Consider the following 20,719-nt stretch of genomic DNA (forward strand, 5'->3'; position numbering starts at 1 on the left):
ACCTATTCGCCGATGACGTCACCCCCGCAGTGCTGCGAGGATGATTCATCGGCGATTGGGTCGTCTCCGAACGCGTTTACTTCTCGACGAACGCGCGCTCGATCAGATAATCACCCGGCTCACGCATGCGCGGCGAAACGGTCAGGCCGAAGCTATTCAACACTTCACTGGTCTCGTCGAGCATGCTCGGGCTGCCGCACAGCATGGCGCGGTCGTCCTGCGGATTGATCGGCGGCAGACCGATGTCGCTGAACAGCTTGCCGCTGCGCATCAGGTCGGTCAGGCGGCCTTCGTTCTCGAACGGCTCGCGGGTCACGGTCGGGTAGTAGATCAGCTTGTCGCGCAGCATCTCGCCGAAGAACTCGTTCTGCGGCAAGTGCTCGGTGATGAACTCGCGGTAAGCGACTTCGTTCACGTAACGCACGCCGTGGCAGAGGATGACCTTCTCGAAACGCTCGTAGGTTTCAGGGTCCTGAATCACGCTCATGAACGGCGCCAGACCGGTCCCGGTGCTGAGCAGGTAAAGGTGTTTGCCCGGCTTGAGGTCATCGAGCACCAGCGTGCCCGTAGGCTTCTTGCTGATGATGATCTCGTCGCCTTCCTTCAAGTGCTGCAGCTGCGAAGTCAGCGGGCCGTCCGGCACCTTGATGCTGAAGAACTCCAGATGCTCTTCCCAGTTCGGGCTGGCAATGGAGTAGGCACGCATGAGCGGGCGCCCGTTTGGCTGCTGCAGACCGATCATGACGAACTGACCGTTCTCGAAGCGCAGGCCAGGATCACGGGTGCACTTGAAACTGAAGAGGGTGTCGTTCCAGTGATGAACGCTGAGGACACGCTCGTGATTCATGTTGCTCATGGTACGTGGGAGCTCCTGATAAATAACGTGCGCCAGTCAATGCGCCATTGCGCGACATTCTAGTGGCAGACACAATATCTGTTAACTGAATTATCAAGATATAGGTTATCGGTTATATAGATATGCGATTTACTCTCCGTCAGCTCCAGGTTTTCGTGGCCGTCGCCCAGCAGGAAAGCGTTTCCCGCGCAGCGGTGCTGCTGTCCTTGTCGCAATCGGCGGCCAGCACGTCCATCACTGAACTGGAACGCCAGTCCAGCTGCCAGCTGTTCGACCGCGCCGGTAAACGACTGAGCCTCAACGCGACCGGCCGGCAGCTGTTGCCTCAGGCCGTTGCGCTGCTCGATCAGGCCAAAGAGATCGAAGACCTGCTCAACGGTAAGTCCGGTTTCGGTTCACTGGCGGTTGGCGCGACGCTCACCATTGGCAACTACCTCGCCACGCTGCTGATCGGCAGCTTCATGCAGCGCCACCCTGAAAGTCAGGTGAAGCTGCACGTGCAGAACACGGCGAACATCGTTCAGCAGGTCGCCCACTACGAGATTGATCTGGGCCTGATCGAAGGCGACTGCAGCCACCCTGACATCGAAGTGCAAACCTGGGTCGAGGATGAGCTGGTGGTGTTTTGCGCCCCTCAGCATCCGCTGGCCAAAAAGGGCCGGGCGTCGCTGGAAGAACTGACGCGGGAGGCGTGGATTCTGCGGGAACAGGGTTCGGGGACGCGCTTGACCTTCGATCAGGCCATGCGTCATCACTTGAACAGCCTGAACGTGAGGCTGGAGCTGGAACACACCGAGGCGATCAAACGCGCTGTGGAGTCAGGGCTGGGGATCGGCTGCATCTCGCGTCTGGCCCTGCGTGACGCCTTTCGCCGGGGCAGCCTCGTGGCGGTTGAAACGCCGGAGCTGGATCTGGTGCGGCAGTTCTATTTCATCTGGCACAAACAGAAATACCAGACGTCGGCTATCCGCGAATTCCTCGACCTCTGTCGTTCCTTCACCGCCGGTGTTAACCGCAGTGACGAGATTGTCCTGCCGAGCATTGCCTGACGCGCCACCCGGCTGACTGAGGGCGATTGTCAACCCAGCAGGATCAGGCCCCAGACCACGGCGATCATGCTCAGCGCTACGAATTGCGCGGCGCTGCCCATGTCTTTGGCGTTCTTCGAGAGCGGGTGGCGGTCGAGGGAAATCCGGTCAATGGCGGCTTCGATGGCCGAGTTCAGCAGTTCGACGATCAGCGCCAACAGGCACACCGCGATCAGGATCGCGCGCTCGCCGCGGCTGACGTGAAACACGAACGACAGCGGGATCAAGACGACGTTGAGCAACACCAGTTGACGGAACGCCGCTTCGCCTTTGAATGCTGCGGTCAGGCCGTCGAAGGAATAGCCCGACGCGTTAAGAATACGTTTGAGGCCGGTCTGGCCTTTGAATGGGGACGTCATAGGAAACTACTGATGAATGAAAGCGGTGGAGGCTAGTGCGGCGACGGTCAAAAAAGTGTGAAGGTCGGTCGCGTAAAGCCCGGGGTTTAGCCTGATTCGCGGGAATCAGCTCTGCGGAATGGATTCCAATTGTTGCAGCAGCAACGCCGCCTGGGTTCGGGTGCGCACATTGAGCTTGCGAAAGATCGCCGTGACATGGGCCTTGATCGTTGCTTCCGAGACGCTCAGCTCGTAGGCGATCTGCTTGTTCAGCAACCCCTCGCAGACCATCGTCAACACGCGGAACTGTTGGGGCGTCAGGCTGGCAAGGCCTTCGCTGGCGGCCTTGGCTTCAGGGGACACGCTGATGCTTTCGTTGACCTGGGGAGGCCACCAGACATCGCCATCCAGCACGGTTCGCACGGCCTTCTGAATGGTTTCAAGTGAACTGGATTTCGGGATGAAACCGCTCGCGCCGAATTCACGGGATTTGACCACCACCGCGGCCTCTTCCTGAGCGGAGACCATGACCACCGGTACTTGCGGGTACTGACCCCGCAACAGCACCAGCCCGGAAAAACCATAAGCGCCGGGCATGTTCAGGTCCAGCAGGACCAGATCCCAATCGGACTTCTCGGTCAGTCGCGCTTCCAGGTCAGCGATGCTCTCGGCCTCTACCAGCCTTGCATCCGGCCCGAGCCCCAGGCTAAGCGCCTGATGCAATGCGCTGCGAAACAGGGGATGGTCGTCGGCAATCAGGATTTCGTATGGCATTTCATGATCCTTTAAGTGACTCAGCGCCGACGAATTCAACACCCAATGAGGCTACCCGCGACATCTTGACACAGGGACCGTACGTGAGCGGCGCCAAGAATGCCCAGCGAAGCCGGGGTGGTCAAGCCTGACGCTTTGCGGCAAAGTCTGCGCCCCCGATCTGACGAGTGCCATCATGCCAAACCATGCCCTGCGAGCCGACCTGCTCATGCTCCTGACCGCATTGATCTGGGGCACCGGCTTTGTCGCCCAGACCGCCGGGATGGATCACATCGGCCCCTATCTGTTCTCGGGTCTGCGTTTCGCGCTGGGCTCCCTCTGCCTGATGCCGCTGATTCTGCGCAACGCCAAAACGGCGAGCGTGCCGGAGCCCTTGCTCAATCGCGGCATGCTACGCGCCGGCATCATCATGGGCCTGGCGCTGGCATTGGGCATCAATCTGCAACAGGTCGGCCTGCTGTTTACCAGCGTGACCAACTCCGGCTTCATCACCGGTCTGTACGTGATTGTAGTTCCGCTGCTGGGCTTGCTGCTCGGTCATAAAACCGGGTTGGGCACCTGGCTGGGCTGCCTGCTGGCGGTGGTCGGCATGTGCCTGCTCAGTATTGGCGATAACTTTCACGTCGCCTCGGGGGATTGGCTGCAGTTGATCGGGGCGTTCGTGTGGGGCGGACACGTGGTGTTGGTCAGTTTGTTTGCCAGCCGTCACGACCCGATCCGTCTGGCCTTTTTACAGTTCGCCACCTGTTCGGTAGTGAGTCTGTTGCTGGCAGTCCTCTTCGAACCGATTGCCCTCGACGCGATCATTGCTGCGGGCCCTGCCCTGCTCTACGGCGGCATCGTCGCGGTCGGCGTCGGCTACACGCTGCAAGTGGTGGCGCAGAAGCACGCAATTGCCTCCCATGCGGCGATCATCCTCTCCCTCGAGGCCGTGTTCGCCGCCATCGCTGGCGCCTGGATCCTTGGGGAGGCGTTGCAACTGCGCGGCTATATCGGTTGCGGACTGATGCTGGCCGGGATGCTGCTGGCGCAGCTGTGGCCGAAGAAAACCCTCGCCTGAGGATAAGCTTCTATGGCGAGCCGCCTTGATGGGGCTCGCGGGCGACGGCGTGACTGATGACTACTCGAGGTAACCCTTCAACTCTTGATGGGCGTCGCTCAGCAAATCCAGGGGCAACTGATTTTTAGCACCTAGATAGTGCTGACTGAACACATCGAAGTAGCAGCTCAAAGCGGAGCCTGCTTCAGTGTCGCCGGCCAGATCGAAGCACAGTGCGGCCACTTCGGCAGTACAGAGATGTTCGCTGCGGGTGGAACGTCTCAGCTTGTACCGTGAAAGCTTTTCGGGGATGAGGCTCAAAATGGGGATGGCGTCAAAGTAAGCGCTTTTGCGGAAGATCTTCCTCGCTTCAGTCCATGTCGCGTCAATCAGCACAAACAGGGGTCTCTTGTCCGGGTTGATCGTCACGGTGTTAGTGACGCGCTCGGCCGCTACGTATTCACCCGGAAAAACCAGATAGGGCTGCCACTGTGGATCATTGAGCAGTGCAATCAGCTTTTCGTCGACCTCTGTCCGTGACCACACAAACGCATGGTTATCCTGAATGACGTCTGCAATCAGCCAGCCCGTGTTGCTGGGTTTGAATACCTCTTTTTTGGTCATGATGAGGCAAACCCCTGATCGCGCCTCAACCTTGGGACGCCATCTGCAAAGGCAGTGACTTTCGATCACTCGGCAGTAGTGGCACCTTGGAGCACGTGATCCGCGAGCCAGGTAAGGCTTGGTGCTCTCCTCCTCACGCTCATCTCTCAGACATGCGACAGCATTCTTGTGAAAAACAGTCTGGGTCATTGACGGGTAAGAAGGCAGTGACAAGAGGGGTATCCGGCAGGTCGAAAAGTCGCGGCATTCTATCAGACACAGGCCGACGCGCCGTGCTCTCTGGTGTCCGCCGAGGCTCCTCCCCTATACTGCCCGGCCTTGAGAGCACTCACCCTCGCAGTGAACGCCTTGGGATGTCGCCGGTCCAACGGCCTGCCTCTGCACCACCCGTCCATGCACCAGGAGAATTCAATGCTGCGCCTCATCGCCCCCACTCTCACGCTTTTGCTCGTCGCTCCACTGTGCGCCAACGCGGCGTCCAAGCAGGATTACGAACTGAGCCAGATGCTTGATAAAGTTGCGAAGGAAAGCAGTGTCGGCACGCCGCGGGCCATCAACGAAGACATCCTCGACGAAGGCTATACCGTTGAAGGCAAGATGCTGATCAACCACCTGAGCGTGCAGTCTGGCCAGGCGGCTCAGATGCGCGAAAATCCTGACGACGTCCGCGGTCAACTGGGCGGCAGCGTGTGCCGCAACGCCGGTTATCGCCAGCTGATGGCCAAGGGCGCGATCCTGCGTTACCAGTTCACCGAATACAAAACCAACAAGCTCATCACGACTCAGGAAATCAAAGCGGCGGACTGCGCTGCCAAACCTCCTGCCCACAAGAAGTGATGTAACGAGCTTTACGGGCTGCGCGTTTCGAGATCCCTTCAACGCGCAGCCTTGCCCTCCCCCTTCCCCTGCTACATGCGCCATTCCAGTCCCTGATCACTCAGCATTTTTCGCACCCTTTTGATCGCGGATCAGGAAACCTGCGTGTCGTTTCACCGTGCCCGTTACGCCTCATCACACTTTGTTCCCCTGAAAGGGGTTGCCAGTCGCGCGGGTTGCCATCAATGTTTTCTCTTTCCAATCATGGATTAGTCCAGAATCGGGCGCCGCGCAGATGTGATGTCTCTCTGTCTTTGGGATTCGCTGCGCACGCCGACGCATGAAGCGTCGCGATCCCGCCCTCTGGCGCCGATCAATGATTCTGTAGAAGGAGAAAGCGTGAATGCCGTACGTACCCAGTGACGCGTTGTCTCAGCACTTTCAGAGCAACGGAAACGACCTCACCCGCAAGGTCGAAGAACTCCTCGGTTCGGTCGCACCGGACAGCCCCAATCTTCCGCTCTACCGCGACATGACCCTGACCGTCCTGCGCATGGCCCAGGACGACCTGAATCGCTGGAATGCCAAAATCACCCTGCAAGCGTTGCGCGAGCTGGAGAATGCCTTTCGGGTGCTCGAACGATTCAAAGGCCGTCGCAAGGTCACGGTGTTCGGCTCCGCACGTACGCCCCTTGAACATCCTGTTTATGCGCTGGCCCGTGAACTGGGCAAGCAACTGGCAGCCTCCGACCTGATGGTCATCACCGGCGCCGGTGGCGGGATCATGGCCGCGGCACACGAAGGCGCGGGTCTGGATCACAGCCTGGGCTTCAACATCACCCTGCCGTTCGAGCAGCACGCCAATGCGACCGTGGATGGCACCGGCAATCTGCTGCCGTTCCACTTCTTCTTCACGCGCAAGCTGTTTTTCGTCAAAGAGGCTGACGCGCTGGTGCTCTGCCCGGGTGGATTTGGCACCCTCGATGAAGCGCTGGAAGTGCTGACGCTGATCCAGACCGGCAAAAGCCCTCTGGTTCCGATTGTGCTGCTGGATGCACCGGGCGGTACGTTCTGGGAAGGCGCACTCAGTTTCATCAAGGACGAACTGGAGGCGAATAAATACATTCTGCCCACGGACATGAACCTGATGAAGCTGGTGTACAGCGCCGACGAGGCTGTCGCCGAGATTAACCGCTTCTACAGCAACTTCCACTCCAGCCGCTGGTTGAAGAACACCTTCGTCATTCGCATGCACCATGCATTGAGCGAAGAGGCGCTGGACGCCATGCAGGACCGGTTCGCCGATCTGCGGTTAAGTGGCGAGTTCCAGCAATACGGCCATCAGTACGAATATGACGAAGCGCAGTTCAGCCATCTCACGCGTCTGGCGTTCACGTTCACCGGCCGCAACCATGGCCGCTTGCGCGAACTGGTGGACTGCATAAACCTGGAGGAGAACTGGGCGAAACCTGCACATTCTCAGCAGACTGAGTCTGTGAAATCGATGTGATGATGAATGCGTGAGGGCGCGTCTGCGCGCCTTCACTCAGACCAGCACTAGTCGTCGTTGCCCTTGCCACTCAGCAAACGGCCGATAAGCTCTGGTGGGTATCCGCGATAACTCAGAAAGCGCATCTGCTGCCCACGTTCGCGGGCATCCCTGGGCAGCTGACCACTGAACTTGCGCTGCCACAGCGCTTCCAGCTTTTCCCACCAGTCCACGCCGCACTCGCGCAGCGCCTGTTCGATGTCCGCCCGCAGCAAGCCGCGTTGCCCCAGCTCTTCGCGGATACGCAAAGGGCCGTGGCCAGAACGCGCACGGTAGGAAACAAAGCTTTCGAGGTATCGGGATTCAGACAGCAGACCCTCTTCCGTCAGACGGTCGAGCGCTGCATCAATCAATTCGGGAGGGGCGCCGCGCTGACGCAGTTTGCGCGTCAGCTCGACACGACCGTGCTCGCGTCGCGCGAGCAGGTCCATTGCAGTCCGCCTGACAGCGACGGGGGTATCAAGCACAGCCGGCATGGCGGGGATCAGATGTCCGCGTCAGCTTCGACTTCAGCCACATCGTCTGCCGCTACGCGGGACGACTGGGCCTTAACATCAGGCGCTGCCGTCAGCAGCTTCTCGCGAATCTGCCTTTCGAGGGTGGTACCGATTTCCGGATTGTCCGCCAGGAACTTCGCGGAGTTGGCTTTACCCTGACCGATCTTGCTGCCCTGGTAGCTGTACCAGGCACCGGATTTCTCCAGCAGACCGTGCAGCACGCCGAGGTCGATGATCTCGCCGTTACGGTAGATGCCCTTGCCGTAGAGAATCTGGAACTCAGCCTGACGGAACGGCGGAGCCACTTTGTTCTTGACGACTTTGACGCGGGTTTCACTACCGACAACTTCGTCGCCTTCCTTGACCGCGCCCGTGCGACGGATGTCCAGACGGACCGATGCGTAGAACTTCAGAGCGTTACCACCGGTGGTGGTTTCCGGGCTGCCGAACATCACGCCAATCTTCATACGGATCTGGTTGATGAAGATAACCAGGCAGTTGGCCGTCTTGATGTTACCGGTGATCTTGCGCAGTGCCTGGGACATCAGTCGGGCTTGCAGGCCGACGTGCATGTCGCCCATTTCGCCTTCGATTTCAGCCTTTGGCACCAGAGCGGCAACGGAGTCGACCACGATGACGTCGATCGCGTTCGAACGCACCAGCATGTCGGTGATTTCGAGGGCCTGTTCGCCGGTGTCTGGCTGGGAGACCAGCAGGTCATCGACGTTGACGCCCAGCTTGCCGGCGTACTCTGGATCGAGCGCGTGCTCGGCGTCGACGAATGCGCAGGTGGCGCCCATTTTCTGGGCTTCTGCGATGACGGACAGAGTAAGTGTGGTTTTACCCGAAGATTCCGGGCCGTAGATTTCAACGATCCGGCCTTTTGGCAGGCCACCGATACCGAGTGCGATATCGAGACCCAGCGAGCCGGTGGAGATAGCAGGAATAGCCTGGCGGTCATGGTCACCCATGCGCATTACGGCACCTTTGCCGAATTGACGCTCGATCTGACCCAAGGCCGCAGCCAAGGCTTTCTTCTTGTTGTCGTCCATTGAATCCTCTCGTAATAGGTTAGGCCTTGACGGCCGATATAACTGTATAAGTAGCCAGTATTATTCCACAGGGTCCGACGCGCGCCTACCCCTGATTTGGTATTTCTCCGCGAGAGAGCCGGACAAGCCCCTCTAGCGCGGCGATCACCGTTTGTCGGCGGACCGCATCGCGGTCACCTGCAAATAGAAACCGCTCGGCGATCAATCGTTCCGCCACACCCCAGCAGACCCACACCGTACCCACGGGTTTCTCCAGCGAGCCCCCATCCGGCCCGGCCACGCCGCTGACCGCGACCGAAAACTGCGCGCCGCTGTTGGCCTGCGCGCCCCTGGCCATGGCTTCAACCACTTCGCGGCTGACAGCGCCGACCTGGCCGAACAACGCTTCCGGCACCGCCAGTTGACGGGTCTTCTGCCGGTTGGAGTAGGTGACATACCCGGCCTCGAACCAGGCGGAACTCCCGGGGATTCGGGTGATGGCTTCAGCGATGCCACCTCCGGTGCAGGATTCGGCGGTGCTGACCTGCGCGCCTGCTGCCAACAGATGCTGACCCAGGGTTGCTGCCAGGTGAGTGATGTCGTCCAAAGGGGTTCTCCGTATCGGTCGAGGCAAAGCAGACACGCTACACCAGCCGGGTTGATGTGCAATACAGGACTCGATCCGAATCCGGATCATGCCTGCACGACACTTATCTGCCCTCCGGTTTTTCGGGGCAGGGTTTCTTGACGGTTTCCACGATGGTTTCCCGTGGACGTCGCTTGGCCTCCTCAAGAGGGATGAAACGGCCGTTGGTTGAATCTCGTCCTCGCTTGCGTTGCATGGCGCAATCCTTGTCGATAATGCCGCCTCCAATCGGGCGGTGCTCGACATCCTAGCCAGCTCGAAGCGTCTCGTGTCGGTTCGGAAACGCGCCGTGACGAATCAGCCGGACCTGCGGCCCGCGAACGTGCGTGGTAACCTTGCCGCCATCGCAAAAGCAATCGGATATGGCGTCGACCCACGTAGGTGGAATCCACGTCGTCGCCCGAAACTTGCCTCAATCTCCTACAGAATTTGCCTAAATAACTGATGAATAAAGCAATTTCCGACCTCTCCTCGCACACCCCGATGATGCAGCAATACTGGCGGCTGAAAAATCAGCATCCCGACCAGTTGATGTTCTATCGCATGGGTGACTTCTACGAGATTTTCTACGAAGACGCCAAGAAGGCGGCCAAGCTGCTCGACATCACGTTGACAGCCCGGGGCCAGTCGGCAGGGCAAAGCATTCCCATGTGCGGCATTCCCTACCACGCAGCGGAAGGCTATCTGGCCAAGCTGGTGAAGCTGGGCGAGTCAGTGGTCATCTGCGAACAGATCGGCGATCCGGCGACCAGCAAAGGCCCGGTTGATCGTCAGGTGGTGCGCATCATCACGCCGGGCACCGTCAGCGACGAAGCGTTGCTGGACGAGCGTCGGGATAACCTGATCGCCGCCGTACTGGGTGACGAACGCCTGTTCGGGCTCGCCGTGCTGGACATCACCAGCGGCAATTTCACCGTGCTGGAAATCAAAGGCTGGGAAAACCTGCTGGCCGAACTTGAGCGGATCAATCCGGTGGAGCTGCTGATTCCCGATGACTGGCCACAGGGCCTGCCGGCAGAAAAACGCCGCGGTGCCCGTCGTCGTGCGCCGTGGGACTTCGAGCGCGATTCGGCGCACAAAAGTTTGTGCCAGCAGTTTTCCACTCAGGACCTGAAAGGCTTCGGCTGCGAGAACCTGACCCTGGCGATCGGCGCGGCGGGCTGCCTGCTGGGTTACGCCAAGGAAACCCAGCGCACGGCTTTGCCTCACTTGCGCAGCCTGCGCCATGAGCGCCTGGACGACACGGTGATTCTGGACGGCGCCAGCCGCCGCAATCTGGAACTCGACACTAACCTGGCGGGCGGCCGCGACAACACGCTGCAGTCGGTGATGGATCGCTGCCAGACCGCCATGGCGACGCGCCTGCTGACCCGGTGGCTGAACCGGCCGTTGCGCGATCTGCAGATCCTTCAGGCCCGGCAAGAGTCGATCGGCTGCTTCCTTGAACGCTATCGCTTCGAGAACCTGCAGCCGCAACTGAAAGAGATCGGCGACATCGAGCGCATTCTAGCGCGTATCGGCCTGCGCAATGCCCGTCCCCGTGACCTGGCGCGGCTGCGTGATGCCCTGAGTGCGTTGCCCGAACTGCAATTGGCGCTGGCGGAGCTTGAAGCGCCGCACATTCAGCAATTGGCGAAAACCGCGAGCACCTACCCGGAGCTTGCCGACCTGCTGCAACGGGCGATCATCGACAATCCACCTGCCGTGATTCGCGACGGCGGCGTGCTGAAGACCGGTTACGACGCCGAGCTCGATGAGTTGCTGTCGCTGAGCGAGAACGCCGGGCAGTTCCTGATTGATCTGGAAACACGGGAGAAGGCGCGCACCGGGCTGGCCAACCTCAAGGTCGGCTACAACCGCGTGCACGGCTATTTCATCGAGCTGCCGAGCAAGCAGGCGGAACAGGCGCCGGCTGACTACATCCGTCGCCAGACGCTCAAGGGCGCCGAGCGTTTTATCACCCCTGAGCTCAAGGAATTCGAAGACAAGGCGTTGTCGGCCAAGAGCCGCGCGCTGGCTCGGGAAAAGATGCTCTATGAGACGCTGCTGGAAGACCTGATCGGTCACCTCGCACCGCTGCAGGACACCGCCGCCGCGCTGGCCGAGCTGGATGTCCTGAGCAACCTGGCCGAGCGCGCGCTGAATCTGGACCTCAACCGTCCGCGTTTCACCGATGAGCCGTGCATGCGCATCGAGCAAGGTCGTCATCCCGTGGTGGAGCAGGTTCTGTCGTCGCCGTTCGTGGCCAACGACCTGGACCTGAACGACAACACGCGCATGCTGGTGATCACCGGTCCTAACATGGGCGGTAAATCCACCTACATGCGCCAGACCGCTTTGATCGTGCTGCTGGCGCATATCGGCAGTTTCGTGCCGGCAGCGAGCTGCGAGCTTTCGCTGGTGGACCGTATCTTCACGCGTATCGGTTCAAGCGATGACCTGGCCGGCGGACGCTCGACCTTCATGGTGGAGATGAGTGAGACGGCGAACATTCTGCACAACGCTACCGACAAAAGCTTGGTGCTGATGGATGAAGTCGGACGCGGCACCAGCACCTTCGACGGGCTTTCCCTTGCGTGGGCTGCGGCGGAATGCCTCGCGCAGCTGCGTGCATACACGCTGTTCGCGACGCATTACTTCGAGCTGACCGTGTTGCCGGAGAGCGAGCCGCTGGTGGCTAACGTGCATCTGAATGCCACCGAGCACAACGAGCGCATAGTCTTCCTGCACCGCGTGCTGCCGGGCCCGGCGAGCCAGAGCTATGGTCTGGCCGTGGCGCAACTGGCCGGCGTACCGGGGCGCGTCATTACCCGGGCCAAGGAGCATCTGTTGCGTCTGGAGACCACCAGCCTGCCCCACGAGCAACCCAGGGCCAAGCCGGGCAAACCCCCGTTGCCGATGCAGAGCGACATGTTTGCAAGCCTGCCGCACCCTGTGCTGGACGAGTTGTCGAACCTGAAGATCGACGACCTGACGCCGCGTCAGGCGCTTGAGTTGTTGTATTCGATGAAGACGCGCATCTAACGTGATTCGTAACAAGCTGTTAGAATCCCGCGCGGTTCGGGACGCTGTGAGCTTTTAGCCTGGCTTTACAGCGCACCTGGCCGCGTTTGAACGCAGCGAACCAAGGTCGGACATCGCCGCGCAGGACACATTTCCTGCCGCGTTGCTCGAGAAGCTGAGTTTTACGGCCGGGGGACGTCCCGTACTTGGCAAGCCGGACTGAACGGCCTTGCTGCCGCCGCCTGAGGAGAGAATTAGAAATGACCTTCGTCGTCACCGACAACTGCATCAAGTGCAAGTACACCGACTGCGTAGAAGTCTGTCCGGTGGACTGCTTTTACGAAGGCCCGAACTTCCTGGTGATTCACCCGGACGAGTGCATCGACTGCGCCCTGTGCGAGCCTGAGTGCCCTGCGAATGCGATCTTCTCGGAAGACGAGATTCCGGCCGGCATGGAGAATTTCATTCAGCTGAACGCAGAGCTGGCTGACGTCTGGCCCAACATCACGGAACGCAAAGATGCGCTGCCGGATGCGGCGCAGTGGGACGGCAAGACCGGCAAGATCGCCGATCTGGAGCGCTAAGCGCTTGCTGATAAAAAAAGGCCCTTCGGGGCCTTTTTTCATGGGGCTCTGCCACAGCCTCACTTTTCTGCAGACGAAAAAAGGGGCGGTATGACCCGCCCACATTTTCTCCATAATCCCTTCAATCCTTGTTCATCATCCTGATGAATCGCATCCTGCGATGTCCATGAGCAGTCTTCCTTGACCGCCTGTACCAATCCGTCGGTACAGGACTGATATTAGTGATTTAAACGGTCAGGGCAAGGGCCGAGAGTTTTCAGGAAAATTCAGGCGCGGGTCAGCGCTGGTTTTAAATTAATAATTAAATCAATGGGATAACCATCGACTTTCAACTGACGGGGACATCATCCGCCAAAGAAGAGACGATAACTCACATAACGTGTAAGAAACGGCTTACAGCCTGAGTAAGCATCACTTACCTGATTGTGAAAATGATCATTTCCCTATCAAGAAGCTGTCATGGGACATCCATCAAAAGTACATTCAAACGACATAAAAAAGCCCCGACGTGTCGGGGCTCTCATATTGCTTGATGTCACTAACGCCAAACCTCTGCGACTTATTGAAAGAGTGACTCGCTGGATAAACCATTCTTCTCGAGAATCTCGCGAAGGCGCTTCAGCCCTTCCACTTGAATCTGCCGAACACGCTCACGGGTCAGGCCGATTTCCAGACCGACATCTTCAAGGGTGCTGCTCTCATGGCCGCGCAGGCCGAAACGACGAACAACAACTTCACGCTGTTTGTCGGTCAGCTCGGAGAGCCATTGATCGATGCTCTGGGACAGATCATCGTCCTGAAGCAGCTCGCATGGATCGGTAGGACGATCATCCGTCAGCGTGTCGAGCAGCGTCTTGTCTGAATCCGGGCCCAGGGACACATCCACCGACGACACACGCTCGTTGAGGCCCAGCATGCGCTTGACCTCACCGACCGGCTTTTCGAGCAGGTTGGCGATTTCTTCGGGAGAGGGTTCGTGATCCAGCTTTTGCGTCAGCTCCCGCGCGGCGCGCAGGTAGACGTTGAGCTCTTTGACGACATGGATCGGCAGACGAATCGTGCGCGTCTGATTCATGATCGCGCGTTCGATGGTCTGACGAATCCACCAGGTGGCGTAGGTTGAGAACCGGAATCCGCGCTCCGGATCGAATTTTTCGACCGCTCGAATCAGGCCCAGATTGCCCTCCTCGATCAGGTCCAGCAATGACAGACCACGATTGACGTAGCGTCTGGCGATTTTCACGACCAGCCGCAGATTGCTTTCAATCATGCGTTTGCGCCCAGCCGGATCGCCGCTCTGCGACAGTCGCGCAAAGTGGACTTCTTCTTCCGGGGAGAGCAGGGGGGAAAAGCCGATTTCATTGAGGTACAGCTGCGTAGCATCCAGTGCCCGCGTGTAATCAATGTATTTATGCTGTTTGAGTGCTGCAGAGTTTTTGGGTTTTGCACGAACAGAAGGTGTAGCTGGCTTCTCATCCGTTGCAGAATCCAGGACGATTACGGGCTCCATCAGGAGGACCTCGTCGTCTATGTCAAACTCCGGCACTTCTTTGCTGAGAGCCATTGTTATAGTCCTTTGGTGAGTTCGACCTCAAGCTCCAGTGACGCCTTCTTCCGTGGCAGCACTTGAGCCTGTCCCCTCTACGCAGGAACAGGCTGACAACCGATCAGCGACGTGGCAAGAATTCCAGTGGATCTACCGGTTTACCCTGGCGGCGAATCTCGAAATGCAGTTTCACCCGGTCAGTTCCCGTTGAGCCCATCTCGGCAATACTTTGCCCTGCCTTGACCTGTTGCCCCTCCCGAACCAAGAGCCGACGGTTATGTCCGTATGCGCTGACGTAGGTATCGCTGTGTTTGATGATGACCAACTCGCCGTAGCCCCTTAGTCCACTCCCGGCGTATACCACGGTCCCATCAGACGCGGCCAAAACAGGCTGTCCCAAATCACCAGCGATATCAATTCCTTTATTCAAACTACCGTTTGAAGAGAACTTGCTGATCAAAACACCGCTTGTCGGCCAAGTCCAGCCGCTCGGGGAGCGTGCACCAGTGACCACTGTTGTGTTGACCGGCGTGGTCGTCGAGTTGCTTGTCGGCGGCGGCGTCGTCGCAGCCACAGCGCCTACCGGCCTTGAAATGACGGTGGTTTTCAGCGACCCGGAAGGCGATGACGAACTGCTCGTCGTGGTCTGCGGAACGCTGGAGGAGCCAGAAGCCACTGCCGTGGACGGCGAGCTGGCGCGCCCGTCGAAACGGATCGTCTGACCCACATGAATGGTGAAGGGCTCTGGAATATTGTTGCGTGCGGCCAGCGCTTTCCAGTCCCAGCCGTAACGGAATGCAATGGAAAACAGCGTGTCACCGCGCTTCACGACGTACTGACCGGTGGTGACCGGCTGACGCGTCGGCACCGTCGATTTGCCGTTGCGGTCGACAACGCGCACGCCCCCTGATGGCGTGCTGGAGCAGCCGACCAGAAGGATACTCAGGGCAACTCCAATCACCAGACGCCGAAAACTTGTTGAAGAACTACGCTGCCGAATGACTGTGAGACTCACCCGCCACTCCCTTTACCGGTGACTGAAGAAGAAACTGCCCTGGGTCGTAAAAACCAGGCAGCCATGAAAATATGGTGTGAAACGGCGCTGCGACAGTTGACCGAAGCAGCGTTGCAAAACGCCAGCCTGTAGACCGGCTGCGTCTTGTGGAATTCATTGCCGCCGCAAAATAGCGCTTATGCCAGCGGTCCGTTGAGCAGCGGGACGAAACGAACGGCGCCCAGCACATGTCGGGAGAAGCCGTTTTCCTCGCGGATGATCAGCATCAGTTGCTGCACTTCACCCGAACCCACCGGAATCACCAGACGCCCGCCGGGGGCGAGTTGGTCCAGCAACGCCTGGGGTACATCGGTGGCCACTGCGGTGACGATAATGCCGTTGTAGGGCGCGAGCGCTGGCCAGCCTTCCCAGCCATCGCCCCAACGAAACACCATGTTGCGCAGGTTCAACTCGACGAGGCGTTCCTTGGCGCGGTCCTGCAGCACCTTGATGCGCTCGACGGAGAAAACCCGCTCCACCAGCTGCGCCAGCACCGCGGTCTGATAACCCGAGCCGGTGCCGATCTCCAGCACCTTGTCCAGCGGACCCGCCGCCAGCAGCAGCTCGCTCATGCGCGCCACCATGTAAGGCTGGGAAATCGTCTGGTTGTTGCCGATCGGCAGCGCGGTGTCTTCGTAGGCGCGGTGCGCCAGAGCTTCGTCGACGAACAGGTGACGGGGGGTCTTGCGAATGACGTCCAGCACCTGGGTGTTGGCGATGCCTTCTTCGCACAACCGTTGAATCAGACGCTCGCGGGTACGCTGGGAAGTCATCCCCACGCCACGTCTTAACAGATCATCTTGCTCACGCGACATCAGGCCATTCCCTCCAGCCATGCGTTCAGGCTGTTGAAACCGTCCTGATAGGTACGATCCAGCTGCAACGGGGTAATCGACACGTAACCCTGCATCACAGCGTGGAAATCGGTGCCCGGCCCGCCGTCTTCGGCATCTCCGGCAGCAGCAATCCAGTAACCGGCCTTTCCGCGCGGGTCGACCACGCGCACAGGCGCCGCCGCACGGGTGCGATGGCCAAGACGGGTCAGCTGGATACCGCGCACGTGTGCCAGCGGCAGGTTAGGGATATTCACATTCAATACGGTACGGGGTGGAAGGTCGAGGCGCTCGTGAGCTTCGACCAAAAGCCGGGCAAAGTGCGCGGCGGTTGCCAGGTTATCGACCTGACGTGACAAAAATGAAAAGGCAAATGAAGGACGTTGCAGAAAACGACCTTCCAGCGCAGCGGCGACGGTGCCGGAATAGAGCACATCGTCACCCAGATTGGCGCCCAGATTGATCCCCGACACGACCATGTCCGGCTCATCGGGCAGCAGGCCGTTGAGTCCTAGATGGACGCAATCGGTGGGCGTGCCGTTGAGGCTGATGAAGCCGTTGTCCAGAGTATGCGGGTGCAACGGCCGGTCCAGCGTCAGCGAACTGCTCGCGCCGCTCTTGTCTTGATCGGGCGCAATCACCACGCATTCGGCATACCCGGCCAGCGCGCCATGCAGCGCAGCAAGCCCGGGCGCCATAACGCCGTCATCATTTGAAATCAGAATACGCATGAGCTGTCCGTCTGCCCTGCCGGCGCGAGATCGACGAGTTCACGCACCAATGCGGTGGCGAAGCATCCGGCCGGCAGGACGAATTCCAGTTGCAGAATGTCAGGCTCGGGATAATGCCACGTCAACCGCCCGATGGGCAGCCGCAGGATGCGCCGTTCATGCTCCATTCCCGCTTTTATCAACCAGTTACAGAGCGACGCCTCGCGCACCGCCATGCTGTTTTCAAGCTCGGCGGTAGCGCCAGAAGCCGGGGAATCGCCCTGCCCCCACTGCGGCCCGGTCGGGTGCAGATCGAGGATGGCCAGTCGCGGGTCGCTGCACTCGGTTTCGCCTGCCGGGAAAAAACTGCGGCTGTCGGTGAAGGCCAGCAGATCGCCCACTTGCGCCCGCTGCCAGCTGCCATCGGCGACCCGCGCGGCCAGGACCTGATTGAACAGGTAGCTGCGCGCGGTGGAAAGCAACCGGGAGCGCACGTTGCGCTGCTCGGGCAAGGCCTGACGCTCGGCATAGTGGCGGGCTTCACCGAGGTTGCCACCCTCATAGCCAAAACGCTGGGCGCCAAAATAATTGGGGATGCCGTGTTGCTTGATCGACCCAAGACGCGCATCGAGCGCGGCTTTGTCGGCCTGCAATTGCGTCAGACGCAGCGTGAAGCCATTGGCGGCGTGGGCGCCCCGCTGCAACTTGCGCTTGTGGCGTTTGCTGTCGAGAATTTTCAGGGAATCGTTTTCGGCCCCTGACATGTCCGGATCGGCCTTGCCCGGCAGCTGAATGCTGAACCACTGACGGGTCAACGCCTGACGATCCTTCAAACCGGCGTAGGCGACGGTTCGCAACGGCACGCCGGCCGCCTTGGCCAGACGCCGGGCGGCTTCTTCAGTGTTCAGCCCGCGTTTTTCGACCCACAACCACAGGTGCTCGCCATCCCCGGACAGCGGGATGTCGAGGACTTCATCGACCTGAAAGTCTTCGGCGGTGGCCTTCAGCACAGCAGTACCCAACGCGTCGCCGTAGGCGCTCGGGCCCAGAAGTTCGAGCTCGGTCATGCGTTGATCAACAACGCGACGGCGTGCACGGCAATGCCTTCTTCACGGCCGGTGAAGCCCAGCTTTTCAGTGGTGGTGGCCTTGACGTTGACCTGGTCGATATCGACCTGGAGGTCTTCGGCGATCAAGGCGCGCATGCGTTCGATGTGCGGGGCCATCTTCGGCGCCTGGGCAACGATGGTGGCGTCGACGTTGCCGACCTTCCAGCCCTTGCCCTGCACTTGCTTGAGTACGTGACGAAGCAGAACCCGGCTGTCGGCGCCCTTGAATTGCGGATCAGTGTCCGGGAAATGCTTGCCGATGTCGCCCAGCGCGGCAGCACCCAGCAGCGCATCGCTCAACGCATGCAGCACTACATCGCCATCGGAATGCGCGAGCAAACCCGACGTGTGTGCAATCCGCACGCCGCCCAAGGTAATGAAATCGCCTTCAGCGAAACGGTGCACATCGTAGCCGTGGCCAATACGCATAAAAAAACGCCCTGAAAAAGTCAGGGCGTGATTCTACCTACTTTGACCGACATTAGGGCCTGCCCACGCTCAATTGCCCGTGACGCTGCAATTGAAGGCGAACTCGTCAGCCAGCCAGGGCTCGGGCGTGGTGGCGCAGGTGATCTTCGATGAAGCTGGCGATGAAGTAATAGCTGTGGTCGTACCCCGGTTGCATACGCAATTCCAGAGGATGACCGGCCGCCTTCGCCGCCTGAACCAGTGATTCCGGCTTGAGCTGATTGCCGAGGAAGTCGTCGCGATCGCCTTGTTCCACCAGCAACGGCAAGCGCTCGGTGGCCTCGGCGATGAGCACGCTGGCGTCCCATTCACGCCAGCGCGAACGGTCTTCGCCCAGGTACCGGGAAAAGGCTTTTTGCCCCCACGGGCAATCCATCGGATTGCAGATGGGCGAGAACGCCGACACCGATTTATAGCGGCCCGGGTTGCGCAACGCGCCGACCAGTGCGCCATGGCCACCCATGGAGTGCCCGCTGATGCTGCGTTTGTCCGATGCCGGAAAGTGCGCCTCGATCAACGCAGGCAGCTCGCTGATCACGTAATCGTACATGCGGTAATGCCGCGCCCACGGTTGCTCGGTGGCGTTCAGATAAAAGCCGGCGCCCAGGCCGAAGTCGTAGGCGTTGTCCGGATCATCCGGCACGTCGGCGCCGCGTGGACTGGTGTCCGGCGCCACGATGATCAGCCCCAGTTCCGCCGCCACGCGCAGCGCACCGGCCTTCTGCATGAAGTTTTCATCGGTGCAGGTCAGGCCCGACAACCAATACACCACGGGCAACTTGCCGCCCTGCTCCGCTTGCGGCGGCAGATACACCGCGAACACCATGTCGCAGCCGAGCACGTCGGAGTGATGTTTGTAACGCTTGTGCCAGCCGCCAAAGCTTTTCTGGCACGAAATGTTTTCCAGATTCATGGGGATCTCCGGGCGGCAAGCTTCAAGCGGTAAGCAGCAAGGGGTCCTGACTCACCTCCACTTGCGGCTTGAAGCTTGTCGCTTACCGCTGCTTTTCAGAAATGAATGACCGTACGAATGCTTTTGCCTTCGTGCATCAGGTCAAAGGCTTCATTGATACGGTCCAGGCCCATGGTGTGAGTGATGAAGGTGTCCAGCGGGATCTCGCCGGTCTGCGCTTTCTCAACGTAGCTCGGCAGTTCGGTACGGCCTTTGACGCCGCCGAAGGCCGAACCGCGCCAGACGCGACCGGTCACGAGCTGGAACGGACGGGTGGAGATTTCCTGACCTGCGCCGGCGACGCCGATGATCACCGATTCGCCCCAGCCCTTGTGGCACGATTCCAGTGCTGCGCGCATCAGGTTCACATTGCCTACGCACTCAAAGCTGTAATCGACACCGCCGTCGGTCATTTCGACGATCACTTCCTGAATCGGCTTGTCGTGATCCTTCGGATTGACGAATTCTGTCGCACCCAGTTCACGGGCCACGTCGAATTTGGACGGGTTGATGTCGACCGCGATGATCCGCGAGGCCTTGGCCATTTTTGCGCCGATGATCGCCGCCAGGCCGATGCCGCCCAGACCGAAGACCGCAACGGTGGCGCCCTCCTCGACCTTGGCCGTGTTCAGGACCGCGCCGATGCCGGTGGTCACGCCACAACCGAGCAGGCAGACCTTTTCCAGAGGCGCTTCCTTGGGGATTTTCGCCAGAGCGATTTCCGGGACAACGGTGTATTCGGAGAATGTCGAACAGCCCATGTAGTGATAGATCGGCTGGCCGTTGTAGCTGAAACGGGTGGTGCCGTCGGGCATCAGGCCTTTGCCCTGGGTAGCACGGACTTTCTGGCAGAGGTTGGTCTTGCCGGATTTGCAGAATTTGCACTCGCGGCATTCGGCGGTGTACAGCGGAATGACGTGGTCGCCCACGGCGAGTGAGGTTACGCCTTCGCCAATGGCTTCAACGACGCCGCCACCTTCGTGCCCGAGGATGCACGGGAACACGCCTTCGGAATCGGCGCCGGACAAGGTGTAGGCATCGGTGTGGCAAACGCCGGATGCCACGGTACGAATCAACACTTCGCCGGCTTTAGGGGCCTCAACGTCCACTTCGACGATCTGCAGTGGTTCATTGGGCGCGAAAGCAACGGCAGCACGTGACTTGATCATCATGATCTCCAGCTAAATAAAAACGAGCCACGAG

21 protein-coding genes are annotated in these 20,719 nt (G+C 59.7%); 6 read left to right on the top strand and 15 right to left on the bottom strand.

The window, feature by feature from the left end; genetic code table 11:
* Nucleotides 1-76: 76 nt before the first annotated feature.
* On the bottom strand, nt 77-856 hold the full coding sequence (gene fpr, locus ACYAR8_RS09770) for a ferredoxin-NADP reductase (RefSeq protein ID WP_065989778.1): 780 nt from the start codon (nt 854-856) through the stop codon (nt 77-79).
* Between the two features lie 122 nt (nt 857-978).
* Here fpr and ACYAR8_RS09775 point away from each other — a divergent pair, with 122 nt between their 5' ends.
* Nucleotides 979-1,905, top strand: coding sequence for a LysR family transcriptional regulator (locus ACYAR8_RS09775; RefSeq protein WP_065989779.1), 927 nt, complete (start codon nt 979-981; stop codon nt 1,903-1,905).
* Between the two features lie 29 nt (nt 1,906-1,934).
* Here the strand turns inward: ACYAR8_RS09775 and ACYAR8_RS09780 are convergent, their stop codons facing one another.
* Together ACYAR8_RS09780 and erdR are read right to left on the bottom strand one after the other, a co-directional pair.
* Nucleotides 1,935-2,303: a diacylglycerol kinase gene (locus ACYAR8_RS09780; protein WP_065989780.1), complete on the bottom strand. Its 369-nt coding sequence runs from the start codon at nt 2,301-2,303 to the stop codon at nt 1,935-1,937.
* 105 nt (nt 2,304-2,408) lie between these two features.
* Complete coding sequence (erdR, locus tag ACYAR8_RS09785) at nt 2,409-3,056, bottom strand: response regulator transcription factor ErdR (protein WP_065989781.1); 648 nt, start codon at nt 3,054-3,056, stop codon at nt 2,409-2,411.
* Nucleotides 3,057-3,231: 175 nt separating this feature from the next.
* Between erdR and ACYAR8_RS09790 the strand changes: the two genes are divergently transcribed.
* Nucleotides 3,232-4,116 carry a DMT family transporter gene (locus ACYAR8_RS09790; protein ID WP_463579749.1) on the top strand — a complete coding sequence of 295 codons (885 nt, stop codon included), beginning with the start codon at nt 3,232-3,234 and terminating at the stop codon, nt 4,114-4,116.
* 60 nt (nt 4,117-4,176) lie between these two features.
* On the opposite strand, the gene ACYAR8_RS09795 is transcribed toward ACYAR8_RS09790, so the two are convergent.
* Complete coding sequence (locus tag ACYAR8_RS09795) at nt 4,177-4,908, bottom strand: tRNA-uridine aminocarboxypropyltransferase (RefSeq protein ID WP_108120940.1); 732 nt, start codon at nt 4,906-4,908, stop codon at nt 4,177-4,179.
* Nucleotides 4,909-5,130: 222 nt separating this feature from the next.
* Between ACYAR8_RS09795 and ACYAR8_RS09800 the strand changes: the two genes are divergently transcribed.
* Together ACYAR8_RS09800 and ACYAR8_RS09805 are read left to right on the top strand one after the other, a co-directional pair.
* A complete protein-coding gene (locus tag ACYAR8_RS09800) occupies nt 5,131-5,556 on the top strand; it encodes a quorum-sensing-regulated virulence factor family protein (protein ID WP_065989783.1) in 426 nt (141 codons plus the stop codon).
* Between the two features lie 382 nt (nt 5,557-5,938).
* Nucleotides 5,939-7,045 carry an LOG family protein gene (locus tag ACYAR8_RS09805; protein ID WP_463579750.1) on the top strand — a complete coding sequence of 369 codons (1,107 nt, stop codon included), beginning with the start codon at nt 5,939-5,941 and terminating at the stop codon, nt 7,043-7,045.
* A gap of 47 nt (nt 7,046-7,092) precedes the next feature.
* On the opposite strand, the gene recX is transcribed toward ACYAR8_RS09805, so the two are convergent.
* From recX to ACYAR8_RS09820, 3 genes are all read right to left on the bottom strand, one after another.
* Entirely contained in the window at nt 7,093-7,560 is a 468-nt protein-coding gene (gene recX, locus ACYAR8_RS09810; RefSeq protein WP_074891258.1) for a recombination regulator RecX, read from the bottom strand.
* Nucleotides 7,561-7,568: 8 nt separating this feature from the next.
* Nucleotides 7,569-8,633, bottom strand: coding sequence for a recombinase RecA (gene recA, locus ACYAR8_RS09815; RefSeq protein ID WP_065989790.1), 1,065 nt, complete (start codon nt 8,631-8,633; stop codon nt 7,569-7,571).
* Nucleotides 8,634-8,718: 85 nt separating this feature from the next.
* Nucleotides 8,719-9,219, bottom strand: coding sequence for a CinA family protein (locus ACYAR8_RS09820; protein ID WP_463579751.1), 501 nt, complete (start codon nt 9,217-9,219; stop codon nt 8,719-8,721).
* 495 nt (nt 9,220-9,714) lie between these two features.
* On the opposite strand from ACYAR8_RS09820, the gene mutS reads away from it, so the two are divergent.
* Both mutS and fdxA read left to right on the top strand, forming a co-directional pair.
* Nucleotides 9,715-12,282 carry a DNA mismatch repair protein MutS gene (gene mutS, locus ACYAR8_RS09825; RefSeq protein ID WP_463579779.1) on the top strand — a complete coding sequence of 856 codons (2,568 nt, stop codon included), beginning with the start codon at nt 9,715-9,717 and terminating at the stop codon, nt 12,280-12,282.
* 239 nt (nt 12,283-12,521) lie between these two features.
* Nucleotides 12,522-12,845, top strand: a complete 324-nt coding sequence (fdxA, locus tag ACYAR8_RS09830) for a ferredoxin FdxA (RefSeq protein ID WP_065989796.1) — start codon at nt 12,522-12,524, stop codon at nt 12,843-12,845.
* Between the two features lie 559 nt (nt 12,846-13,404).
* On the opposite strand, the gene rpoS is transcribed toward fdxA, so the two are convergent.
* From rpoS to ACYAR8_RS09870, 8 genes are all read right to left on the bottom strand, one after another.
* Nucleotides 13,405-14,409 carry an RNA polymerase sigma factor RpoS gene (gene rpoS / locus ACYAR8_RS09835; protein WP_065989798.1) on the bottom strand — a complete coding sequence of 335 codons (1,005 nt, stop codon included), beginning with the start codon at nt 14,407-14,409 and terminating at the stop codon, nt 13,405-13,407.
* 103 nt (nt 14,410-14,512) lie between these two features.
* Nucleotides 14,513-15,406, bottom strand: a complete 894-nt coding sequence (locus ACYAR8_RS09840) for a peptidoglycan DD-metalloendopeptidase family protein (protein WP_463579752.1) — start codon at nt 15,404-15,406, stop codon at nt 14,513-14,515.
* Nucleotides 15,407-15,582: 176 nt separating this feature from the next.
* A complete protein-coding gene (locus ACYAR8_RS09845; RefSeq protein WP_172610991.1) occupies nt 15,583-16,218 on the bottom strand; it encodes a protein-L-isoaspartate(D-aspartate) O-methyltransferase in 636 nt (211 codons plus the stop codon).
* Between the two features lie 41 nt (nt 16,219-16,259).
* Complete coding sequence (surE, locus tag ACYAR8_RS09850) at nt 16,260-17,009, bottom strand: 5'/3'-nucleotidase SurE (RefSeq protein ID WP_074891268.1); 750 nt, start codon at nt 17,007-17,009, stop codon at nt 16,260-16,262.
* Nucleotides 16,997-18,055 (bottom strand): tRNA pseudouridine(13) synthase TruD, encoded by a 1,059-nt coding sequence (truD, locus tag ACYAR8_RS09855; RefSeq protein ID WP_463579753.1) that lies wholly within the window; start codon nt 18,053-18,055, stop codon nt 16,997-16,999. The genes surE and truD overlap by 13 nt, the downstream gene beginning before the upstream one ends.
* Nucleotides 18,052-18,525 (bottom strand): 2-C-methyl-D-erythritol 2,4-cyclodiphosphate synthase, encoded by a 474-nt coding sequence (gene ispF, locus ACYAR8_RS09860; protein ID WP_108120935.1) that lies wholly within the window; start codon nt 18,523-18,525, stop codon nt 18,052-18,054. Before ispF ends, truD begins: the two co-directional genes overlap by 4 nt.
* Nucleotides 18,526-18,631: 106 nt before the next feature.
* Entirely contained in the window at nt 18,632-19,477 is an 846-nt protein-coding gene (gene fghA / locus ACYAR8_RS09865) for an S-formylglutathione hydrolase (RefSeq protein ID WP_463579754.1), read from the bottom strand.
* A 95-nt stretch (nt 19,478-19,572) separates the two neighbouring features.
* Nucleotides 19,573-20,685: an S-(hydroxymethyl)glutathione dehydrogenase/class III alcohol dehydrogenase gene (locus ACYAR8_RS09870; RefSeq protein WP_074891275.1), complete on the bottom strand. Its 1,113-nt coding sequence runs from the start codon at nt 20,683-20,685 to the stop codon at nt 19,573-19,575.
* Nucleotides 20,686-20,719 lie beyond the last annotated feature (34 nt).

The organism is Pseudomonas sp. HP_01 (assembly GCF_055284355.1).

Bases quoted from the DNA above. Each gene is read 5' to 3' on its own strand.
- fpr (WP_065989778.1), bottom strand. From the start codon at position 856: ATGAGCAACATGAATCACGAGCGTGTCCTCAGCGTTCATCACTGGAAC.
- ACYAR8_RS09775 (WP_065989779.1), top strand. From the start codon at position 979: ATGCGATTTACTCTCCGTCAGCTCCAGGTTTTCGTGGCCGTCGCCCAG.
- ACYAR8_RS09780 (WP_065989780.1), bottom strand. From the start codon at position 2,303: ATGACGTCCCCATTCAAAGGCCAGACCGGCCTCAAACGTATTCTTAAC.
- erdR (WP_065989781.1), bottom strand. From the start codon at position 3,056: ATGCCATACGAAATCCTGATTGCCGACGACCATCCCCTGTTTCGCAGC.
- ACYAR8_RS09790 (WP_463579749.1), top strand. From the start codon at position 3,232: ATGCCAAACCATGCCCTGCGAGCCGACCTGCTCATGCTCCTGACCGCA.
- ACYAR8_RS09795 (WP_108120940.1), bottom strand. From the start codon at position 4,908: ATGACCCAGACTGTTTTTCACAAGAATGCTGTCGCATGTCTGAGAGAT.
- ACYAR8_RS09800 (WP_065989783.1), top strand. From the start codon at position 5,131: ATGCTGCGCCTCATCGCCCCCACTCTCACGCTTTTGCTCGTCGCTCCA.
- ACYAR8_RS09805 (WP_463579750.1), top strand. From the start codon at position 5,939: ATGCCGTACGTACCCAGTGACGCGTTGTCTCAGCACTTTCAGAGCAAC.
- recX (WP_074891258.1), bottom strand. From the start codon at position 7,560: ATGCCGGCTGTGCTTGATACCCCCGTCGCTGTCAGGCGGACTGCAATG.
- recA (WP_065989790.1), bottom strand. From the start codon at position 8,633: ATGGACGACAACAAGAAGAAAGCCTTGGCTGCGGCCTTGGGTCAGATC.
- fdxA (WP_065989796.1), top strand. From the start codon at position 12,522: ATGACCTTCGTCGTCACCGACAACTGCATCAAGTGCAAGTACACCGAC.
- rpoS (WP_065989798.1), bottom strand. From the start codon at position 14,409: ATGGCTCTCAGCAAAGAAGTGCCGGAGTTTGACATAGACGACGAGGTC.
- ACYAR8_RS09845 (WP_172610991.1), bottom strand. From the start codon at position 16,218: ATGACTTCCCAGCGTACCCGCGAGCGTCTGATTCAACGGTTGTGCGAA.
- surE (WP_074891268.1), bottom strand. From the start codon at position 17,009: ATGCGTATTCTGATTTCAAATGATGACGGCGTTATGGCGCCCGGGCTT.
- truD (WP_463579753.1), bottom strand. From the start codon at position 18,055: ATGACCGAGCTCGAACTTCTGGGCCCGAGCGCCTACGGCGACGCGTTG.
- ispF (WP_108120935.1), bottom strand. From the start codon at position 18,525: ATGCGTATTGGCCACGGCTACGATGTGCACCGTTTCGCTGAAGGCGAT.
- fghA (WP_463579754.1), bottom strand. From the start codon at position 19,477: ATGAATCTGGAAAACATTTCGTGCCAGAAAAGCTTTGGCGGCTGGCAC.
- ACYAR8_RS09870 (WP_074891275.1), bottom strand. From the start codon at position 20,685: ATGATCAAGTCACGTGCTGCCGTTGCTTTCGCGCCCAATGAACCACTG.